General features: G+C 41.1%; 8 protein-coding genes and 1 riboswitch. Of the genes, 4 read left to right on the top strand and 4 right to left on the bottom strand.

Annotated features, from left to right (window positions below; translation table 11 throughout):
• On the bottom strand, positions 1-923 hold a 923-nt coding region (locus EA341_RS04375; RefSeq protein WP_293011665.1), incomplete at its 3' end, for an iron ABC transporter permease.
• Positions 916-2,064: an ABC transporter substrate-binding protein gene (locus tag EA341_RS04370; protein WP_293011663.1), complete on the bottom strand. Its 1,149-nt coding sequence runs from the start codon at positions 2,062-2,064 to the stop codon at positions 916-918. The genes EA341_RS04370 and EA341_RS04375, both read right to left, overlap by 8 nt.
• 129 nt (positions 2,065-2,193) lie before the next feature.
• Positions 2,194-2,422: riboswitch (cobalamin riboswitch) on the top strand.
• A gap of 136 nt (positions 2,423-2,558) precedes the next feature.
• Here EA341_RS04370 and EA341_RS04365 point away from each other — a divergent pair.
• From EA341_RS04365 to EA341_RS04350, 4 genes are all read left to right on the top strand, one after another.
• A complete protein-coding gene (locus EA341_RS04365) occupies positions 2,559-4,481 on the top strand; it encodes a TonB-dependent receptor (protein ID WP_293011661.1) in 1,923 nt (640 codons plus the stop codon).
• Entirely contained in the window at positions 4,478-5,521 is a 1,044-nt protein-coding gene (locus EA341_RS04360; protein ID WP_293011659.1) for a YncE family protein, read from the top strand. Before EA341_RS04365 ends, EA341_RS04360 begins: the two co-directional genes overlap by 4 nt.
• 224 nt (positions 5,522-5,745) lie before the next feature.
• Positions 5,746-6,456 (top strand): diphthine--ammonia ligase, encoded by a 711-nt coding sequence (locus tag EA341_RS04355; RefSeq protein WP_293011657.1) that lies wholly within the window; start codon positions 5,746-5,748, stop codon positions 6,454-6,456.
• Between the two features lie 22 nt (positions 6,457-6,478).
• Entirely contained in the window at positions 6,479-7,207 is a 729-nt protein-coding gene (locus tag EA341_RS04350; protein ID WP_293011655.1) for an SDR family NAD(P)-dependent oxidoreductase, read from the top strand.
• Positions 7,208-7,262: 55 nt separating this feature from the next.
• Here EA341_RS04350 and EA341_RS04345 read toward each other — a convergent pair whose 3' ends face one another.
• Complete coding sequence (locus EA341_RS04345) at positions 7,263-8,360, bottom strand: hypothetical protein (protein ID WP_293011653.1); 1,098 nt, start codon at positions 8,358-8,360, stop codon at positions 7,263-7,265.
• A gap of 285 nt (positions 8,361-8,645) precedes the next feature.
• Complete coding sequence (locus EA341_RS04340) at positions 8,646-9,005, bottom strand: nuclear transport factor 2 family protein (protein WP_293011651.1); 360 nt, start codon at positions 9,003-9,005, stop codon at positions 8,646-8,648.
• Between the last annotated feature and the right edge of the window lie 48 nt (positions 9,006-9,053).

Genomic DNA, 9,053 nt, shown 5'->3' with positions numbered 1-9,053 from the left:
CTGATGGCATCACAAAGTAATAGAATGATGGCTCCCGTAAGTGCTGAGGCAGGGAAGAGGATTCTGTGGTCACCGGTGCGGAAAACCAACCTGGCCATATGGGGCACGGCAATACCGATAAAGGCAATCGGGCCGCAAAATGCCGTTGCTGTTCCCGCCAAAATCCCTGTACTGATGATCATACCCCAGCGAAGTCTGGAAATGTTGACGCCCATACTTTCTGCATAGGCTTCTCCCATCAACATGGCATTATAAGATTTGACCATGACCAAAACAGGAATGAAACCCAATATGCTGGCTATAAAAAAGCCCCACAACTGAGAGCTCTGGGTACTTCCCAAACTGCCCATGGCCCAAACGGTAAACATTTTCAGTTGTTCGGCATCTGTGAAATAGGCCAAGACCGAAATCAGAGCTGAAACAGCTGATCCAAACATCAGCCCAACAATCAACAAAGTCATGCTGTCTTTTACTTTCCAGGCAGTTAGGCTCATCAGCAAAAGCACCAAGACAGCTCCCAAACTAGCTGCCAGTATCAAGGACCAAACACCAAGTCCACCAGTATATAGCGACCATCCAAATGCTGAACCTGCCATAATCAAAAGGGCTACACCTAAGCCGGCACCTGAACTTATTCCCAACACAAATGGTCCCGCTAATGGATTTCTAAAAAAGGTCTGCATTTGTAATCCACTTATGGAAAGCGTGATCCCGGCAAGAACTGCAGTAAATGCTTTTGGTAGGCGGTAGCCTATTACAATGGTTTCCCAAGAATTTTTGCTGAAATCATTTCCAAAAAACCGCCCCACCACCTCTCCATAAGGGATTGTGACAGAACCTATGGACAGATTCGCCCAAAAGCAAATCAAGCACAGGAGTATTCCTGCCAAAAACAACACCGTATGGGAGGCCTTATTAATCATTCAATTGGGTGTAAAAATAAGGCTCATAATCCGAAAGTACATCCGGATGAAGGATTTGAATCAAGTCTTTTAAAATGAGATCAGGCCTGAGGTAGCCCAGTTCGAAGTATTCTAATCCTCCGGTTTCCCCTCTTTTTTGGGTATAGGTAAATACGTTTCCTTCTTGGAATGCTCGGAAATGGGCATACCTGGGATCCGCATTTTTCATTTCCTGAAGGTTGTTGAAGTCTGAAGCTCCGATCCAAAACGCTGCGTCTTCGGCCCTATCCAATACATATTCATAACTTAACTGACTGCTGCCACTTCCTTTTTGATCTGCAAAAAGGTAATCCCCTCCTGCAGTATCCAGTAATCTTGCCCCCCATGAATCAGCACCAGGCACATACCAAATGTCTTTATACATCACTCCTGACAATACTGTGGGTTTTTCTGCCATTTGATCCCTGAGCATCTTTTCCGCTTCTAAATAATCCTTTTCTATAGCTTCAAAAACTGCATTCGCTTCGTCCAATTTACCCAATAGTGCACCGGTAAATTTTATCCACTCAGCTCGCCCTAAGGGGTGCTGTTCCACGTATTCACCATTCAGTACGGTAGGAATCCCTGCTTTTTTTAGGATTTCCAGGTTTTTCAAATCTTCCCCCAAAGTTGAAATCATCACAAGATCAGGCTCCAGGTCAATGATTTTTTCAATATTAGCCTGAGCACCAGAACCTAAATCTTCGACCAAGCCTTCTTTGATTCTTTTTCGTGTTTTTTGGGATGAGATCAGATTGAGGTTAGGGAATCCTATCAGCAATTCAGTTGCACCCAAATAGTCAAGATGAGGTACCTGAGTGGTAGATGTAAGGATTATTTTCGAGACATTTTGTTGGATGACAGCATCGTAAGCCTCATTATCTACGGTAGATTCCGGACTTTCAAGGACGAGGTAGATAAAGGGCTTTTTTTGCTCAGGAAATGCTTTATTGACTTCAATAAGCAAATATCCATCTCCTTGCTGCAGTGAAAATCCCTGCGCATAAGTTAATGGTATGTTGATGTATTCTTGTGCGTGGTCAGAAATTTTTTCAGTACAGCTGCAAAATATCAGGAACACAAGAAAGAAATAAGTAAAGTAGTGAGGGATTTTATCCAACATAAACAAGAGTCGAAATTTTATCAGACCCAAATATAGGAATAGGCTTTGAAATGAATCTGTTTTCTGCAATCCCATATTTTTCGAAAGAAAATTCTGATGGATAAGCGTCATTTTCGGATTAACTATTTAAGTTTGTAATCGGAAAGCGGTTCCCGAACCAAAATTTTGTTCGGGATTAAAAGGGAATCCGGTTTGAATCCGGAGCTGTCCCCGCAACTGTAACCCCATCCCGAGTATTCGGGATAGTGATTTGCCCACCTCATTGCCATTGCCTTGATCCCGATAGCTATCGGGACGGGGTGAGAAGGCAGGCAAATCCAGGGAAGCCAGGAGACCTGCCTATTTCCTCTGTATTCAAAGCTTTCGGGTGAAAGGCTGGGATAAATTCAGAATGGGATGAAGCGTTTGCTTGTATCCTCTTTCGTCTTTTTCTCCAATCATTGCTTGAATGACTTTGAGTTAAATGTGTTTTGCATCATTTAATTCCAAAGGCATTGCGTTTATTATTTATGTACATTTTTGCTTTGGCCAGTTTGGTCCAAAGCAGTTGGGCATTTGACATTGGACCTGACCAAGGCAGAAGGGATACCTTATCTGCGATAGGGGATACCCTTGACTTAAAAGCCGTAGAGGTTTTTACAGTACCTGTGGAAAAATATGCCTATGGCCAATCGCTGATCCAGGTAAGTGAAAGAGATCTGGAGCGTTTTCAGGGGCAGGCTTTTACAGAATACCTTCAAAAACAGACGGGTTTGTTTCTTAGGCAACATGGTCCAGGCATGTTGGCATCCTTGACCATGCGTGGCACCTCAGCAGGGCATAATGCAGTTTTTTGGAACGGTTTGCCGATCAACAGTCCTTCACTTGGACAAACTGATTTTTCAATCTTACCTGTTGGAGGATTTGATCGGGCTGAAATTTTACTGGGTTCGGGCGGTGCCTTGTTTGGAACAGACGCCATTGGCGGTTCTGTCCACTTGCATACAAGGTTAAAATTCAATCAGGGTTTTCAGGCACAGGTTCAGTCAAATGTGGGTAGCTTCGGGCTTTGGAACCAATCTGTGCAAGCAGGTTTTTCTGCAGAAAAATGGTCCAGCAGAACCCAGGTGTACAGAAATTTTTCCAGAAATGATTTTCCTTTTAGAAATCTGTCCAAATTCGGTACTCCAGTGGAAAGACATGAGCACGGAACTGTAAGGCAATATGGCTTTGTCCAGGATCTTGCATGGAGACCGACAGACCGATCCCAACTCAGCACATCTATTTGGTATAATGATTCTGACCGTGAAATTATACCTTTAATCGGCTCCAACACCCGAGATCAGCAGCAGGACCGAAATCTCAGATGGGTGATGGACTACTTTTATTTTGGAAGGAAAAATACCCTTAACCTCAAAGGTGGACTGGTCAGCGATGAATTGGTTTTCAATGTGGGTTCAGTCAATAAAACCAGGCAGTATTTCCTTTCAGGAGACGTGGAATGGGATATTCTTCCAAATATTCAGGCCAAATCAGGAATCCGTCAGACTTTTATTCAAGGCAATTTAAGTACCTATGAGGCAGAGGAAAGCAGGACAGAGCTCTACCATTCCAGCAATTTTTCTTTTAGGAACAATCTACTGGTTTCACTCAACCTGAGACAATTGATATATGATGGGAATTTTGCCCCTTTTACACCCAGTCTTGGTGCAGAATGGGAGTTTTTTCAAGATCAAAAGCAGAGTATGGGTCTCAAAACCATGTTGGCCAGGAGTTTTAAAGTCCCCACCCTCAATGATAGGTTTTGGGTGCCTGGAGGCAATCCTGAGCTTTTGCCCGAAGAAAGCTACAGTGCTGAATTAGGTTTAGTGCATGAATGGAAAAAAGGGAATCTTTCTGTAAACCAAAGCCTGACCTATTTCCAAATGTGGGTGGACAACTGGATCATTTGGCTGCCAAGAGGCAATTTTTGGTCACCTGAAAACATCCGTTCTGTGAACAACAGTGGCCTTGAATACAATCTGAACGCTCAGGTTCGCTTGTCTTCAGTGAAATTGGATTTCAGTGGGAATTATGCTTTCAACAAGGCGATCAATCAGACAGATATAGATGGTAATGATAGGAGTTTTGGAAAGCAATTGCCCTATACGCCTGTGCACAAAGCTCAAGGGCAGGTAGGAGCTAGTAAAGATATCTGGTCAGCCTTTATCAACCACCAATGGGTAGGGGAGCGCTTTGTGGCTACGGACAACATTGCCAGTGTAGCTGCATACAGCCTTTGGGATACTGGGATCAGGATGGAATTTCCGGAAAGATTTATAGTAAAAGGACAAGCGGGCTTTCAGGTCAATAACCTTTTGAATACAGAATATCAGATTTTAAGACTGCGTACCATGCCAGGAAGAAATTATCAATTAAATATAACTATCAGACTATGAAGAATGTAAGACTAAATCTACTGCTGTTTGCTGCAGTATTTGCTTTTTGGGCCTGTGACAATGAAGGCCCTCAAATACCACTGGGTGAATTTGAAAAGGGTGTATTGATCATCAATGAAGGTGCTTTTGGAGCCAATGATGGGGAGATTTACCATTATACTGGGGGTGATGACGTGTCGGCAGATATTTTTGAAAGGGTCAATAACAGGCCGTTTGCAGGATTGATTCAGGATCTCGTGGAGCATGAGGGAAGAACTTACTTGGTCGCCAATACGGGAAAAGTGGAAGTGGTAGATACCCGTGATTTCACCAGTTTGGGAGCGGTGTCAGATGGTTTGGATATTACCCGTTCTTTAGCAGTGTATCAGGACAAGCTCTTCATTTCCGACTGGGGACCTTATGATGCCAATTTTAACAGTCCCGATTCCTACATCGCAGTGGTAGACAACCTCAGTGGAGGAACTATCAGCAAAAAAATAGCTGTTTCCAGCAGGCCTGAAAAAATGTCTCTGGTCGGAAGCCGCCTTCTAGTAGCCAATGCACAAAATTTGGATATTGTCAATTTAGATACTGATACCTTGGCCAATACTGTAGAAATAGAGGGGAACCCTGCTGATTTTTTCAGGAATGAAGGGAACCTATATCTGTATGCCAGAGATGCGGAAAATATATACTTCCACCGAATCAATACCAGTAATTTTTCTATCCAGAATACTGTCACCATAGCATTGGCAGGGGCAACAAGCAATATGTCATTGGGTAGAAATGGAGAAATTTACGTGTTGACTTCTACAGGATTTCCAGATTACGATGATGCTGTGGCGAAAGTTTCTATTAGCCAAAATCAGGTAATTGATGCTTCCATTTATAGGGGGTCAGGTCTTTATGGAATCGGATTCAATCCTAATGACAATAGAATTTATGTGGCCGATAATAACGGTTTCCAAGGCAATGGAACGGTTATCGTATTGGATGAAAGTGGTGATGAGGTCAAAACCATCCCAGCCGGAAGAGGGCCGTCGGGGTTTGTGTTTAAGTAATATTTGAGTTCGATATTCATTGATATTCGTAGATATTTGGATATTGAGAAAAAGCCTAAGATGACTGTCTGATATTGATAGATACTCTTGGATATTGGGATATTGAATTGGAGTGAAGTATAATCTGACAGGTTTTTTGATGGGATTAAAACTGTTTCAAGCCAGCTTCCAGATTAGGAAACCTGTCAGGTTTTCATGTTTTTTTAAATAGAATAAAAAGATATATGAATAAAAAAAAGGTTTCATTTGCCTGGTCAGGAGGGAAAGACTCAGCAATTGCCCTCCATAAATTGATGCAGGATAAAAAATATGAAGTAGTGGCTTTGCATACCACATTTGGAGAAGATACCAAAAGAGTAGGTTTGCACGGTATCCACGAAAGTCTGATCCAAAAGCAGGCCGAGGCTATCGGTTTGCCCCTGGACTCACTTTATTATCCTGCTTCTCAGACCAATGAAGCCTATGAAAAAGTGATGTCATCTTATCTGGATGAGTTGGAAAAAAGGGGAGTGACTTGTATTGCTTTTGGGGATATATTTTTGGAGGATTTAAAAAAATATAGAGAAGCACAATTAGAGGTAAAGGGATTTAAAGGAGTTTTTCCTTTGTGGGGAGCTAATACCCAGAAAATATTGGATGAATTTCTAGAGGCAGGATTCAAAACAATTGTCTGTGCTGCTGATGGGGATTTATTTGATAAAACCCAGGTGGGTGAATTACTTACCAATAAGCTTATACAGGAAGTTCAAACGCCCATAGATCCCTGCGGGGAAAATGGTGAGTTTCACACCTTTTGTTTTGATGGGCCAATTTTTAAATATCCAATAGCTTTCAAAAGAGATGAAACCATTTCAAAGACATATGATTTTAAAACCAGTGACGGAAAGGAACACCACAAGCATTTTTGGTTTAAAGAGTTATTGGTTTTAGATTAGGATTCAGTCAAATTAAAATTAAATGAAAGCATTATTTATCATCACAGGAAGCAGCAAGGGAATCGGGAAAGGGATAGTATCCCAACTCTTACAAAATAAGGATAACCATGTGATTGGAATAGCGCGTTCTGAGCAGGATTTTGGCCAGCAAAATTTTGAAAGCCTGCAAATAGACTTGAGTAAGGTTAAAGATATTGAGGCGGAGATCGAAAGAATTTTCCCTGAAGGAAATTTTTCGAAGATAGTCCTTATCAATAATGCCGGCTGGATAGGCCCTATATCACATATAGGTAATATGAATTCTGAAAATATTCAAACCCTTTTTGATCTCAATGTGGTAGCTCCAATGGTCCTCATGAATGCCTTTGTGGAAAGATATGCGGGATCATCCTCAGAAAAAACAGTTGTAAATATCAGTTCGGGTGCTTCCAAAAAAGCCATTGACGGATGGTCAGGGTATTCATCAAGCAAGGCTGCGTTGAATATGATGACGGAAGCAGCACAAGTCGAGGCAGATTTGGATGAAAATGGAATACGATATTTTGCCTTAGCACCGGGCGTGGTGGATACTAAAATGCAATCAGATATTAGAGGGGCGGACGAAAAGAGCTTTTCAAAGTTGGAGAAATTCCTAAACCTAAAATCCAATAACCAACTGAGTACAACTGAAGCAGCTGCAGAAAAAATCATATACCTGATTGAAAACAGGGATGAATTTGAAGGAGTTTTTCAGGATGTGAGGGAGTTTTGAGTAGTTATGGCCCATTTATACAAAGGTGGTTTGGTAGGATATAGTACTCCGATCATCAAGGGAGGTCCTTTTTATCGATGTTTGTGTAAAGCTCGATAAGTTCTTCTTCGAGAACCTCTTTTTCTTTTTGGTTCTTTTCAAGTTTTTTCTTGATGGTTTTCATTTGGTAATTTCTAAAAGTCAAAATTCTATAGAAAAAGCCAGCGAAAAAAAGGCCTTGTCTCGCTTTCATCAATAAGCCACGTAGTTTGTATCCGCGGGCAAGTTGCGATAGTCTGGCCACTTTGATGATACGCATGGTCCTAACAAAGGCAATAAATGGCAATAGGATGATAAGCAGGTCGATCCAGTTTTTTTGGATATAATCTAATTTTTCCCTGCTGATGGATACCATCAAAATAAACTCAAAGGCAAAAGCAAGCCATATAAATGCTTGGGTAAGGTCAAGTACAAATGAGAGGTCTGTATGAAGAAAACCCTGCACTTCTTCGTAAAATTTCCATTCTATCACCAAAACCGGAATGATCAATAAGGCAATTACTATCATGGGGATGGAGAATTTTTCCTTTAGGAATTTGAGCAGTCCTTCATTTCTGAAAGACCAACCAAGAAAGGGAATCCATTGCAAATCGGGATTGATGAGGTGTCTGCTACCCATGCGGACAGGAGGAAATAGGAGGGCTTGAGACCTTCCAATAATCAAGGTTCTGTTGATTTTTATACCACTTCGGGTTTTGATCCACATCATTACCCCAAACTCAAGCACAAACAAAAACCAGCCTATCAAATATAGTCCGGCCACCCTACTTTGGAATATTGCGACTGTGATATTTTCACCCTCATTGGCTAGAAGGTTGATCAATGCTGCAGCTAGAATCAGCATGAAAAGTCCCAAAATGTACATAACGGGAGTCATGATATTTTCATATTTTCCCAGGAAAGAATCTTCGGGAGTCTTTTGTTTGGTTTTGATGCTCATATCCCTTTGGACTGCTTCTTCCAGAAACATGGGATATTCTTCTACCACCTTTTTTAAAGACTCTAACTTCTCCTCCCTTTCCAAAATTCTCTCTACTTGAAATAGAATATAAGGATTACTGCTGTCTTGCAGTTTTTTTATTAAGGTGATCTTATCGAATTTTTTCTGGTTCATTTTGAATGCATTACCATATCCTAGACCTCGAATATTTAATTTTTAGGTGAGGAGTAATATTGCCAAAATTAGATTTCTTAAGAGGAAAAAGAAATCATTTTAAAAATTAAAGGACTTGATCTCATTTATCTTACTTATACCATTTTTCTATGCTTAAAGCTCAAGTTAACTTAAAAGCCTGGTAAGTAAGGTGTCAAGCCTTTCTTTCAAAAATACAAGTGTCTGGAATCTTTAGGAATCAGTGCGAATTAAAAAAATAGGAGGCCACACCTGGCCTCCTTTTACTTAACTGTTATAGAAGAATTTCTCACTTACTATTTTGCCGTCTTTCCATCGCTGTACTGCAACTTGTGTATAGGTTCTGGTTCCCCATTCTTTATGGGTATAGTCCATAAACCACTCGACGGCAGCTACACCGGCTTCTTCGCTGATGAGAATATTTTTTACTTCTGCACCCCTAAACTCCGTCAGGTTATTTACAAAAGCAGTTTCAAATTCCCTGCTGGAATCTTTTCCAACACGGGCAGGTGTTTCATTGTCTTGCATGACTAAGTCCTCAGCATAGAACTTTTCAAATGCTCCCAAGATATCCCCTTGAAGGATCATTGCGTTTAACTCTTCAACATTTTCTTTAATAGTTGCCATAGTAGTATCGTTTCGGTTTAGTTTAAATTATATATGTATATACACGTA

This window comes from Mongoliibacter sp. (genome assembly GCF_007692705.1).
Taxonomy (GTDB): Bacteria; Bacteroidota; Bacteroidia; order Cytophagales; family Cyclobacteriaceae; genus Mongoliibacter.
The sequence above is the reverse complement of the archived record's forward strand: the minus strand, read 5'-3'. Positions and strand labels throughout refer to the sequence as shown.

Bases quoted from the DNA above. Each gene is read 5' to 3' on its own strand.
- EA341_RS04370 (WP_293011663.1), bottom strand. From the start codon at position 2,064: ATGTTGGATAAAATCCCTCACTACTTTACTTATTTCTTTCTTGTGTTC.
- EA341_RS04360 (WP_293011659.1), top strand. From the start codon at position 4,478: ATGAAGAATGTAAGACTAAATCTACTGCTGTTTGCTGCAGTATTTGCT.
- EA341_RS04355 (WP_293011657.1), top strand. From the start codon at position 5,746: ATGAATAAAAAAAAGGTTTCATTTGCCTGGTCAGGAGGGAAAGACTCA.
- EA341_RS04350 (WP_293011655.1), top strand. From the start codon at position 6,479: ATGAAAGCATTATTTATCATCACAGGAAGCAGCAAGGGAATCGGGAAA.
- EA341_RS04345 (WP_293011653.1), bottom strand. From the start codon at position 8,360: ATGAACCAGAAAAAATTCGATAAGATCACCTTAATAAAAAAACTGCAA.
- EA341_RS04340 (WP_293011651.1), bottom strand. From the start codon at position 9,005: ATGGCAACTATTAAAGAAAATGTTGAAGAGTTAAACGCAATGATCCTT.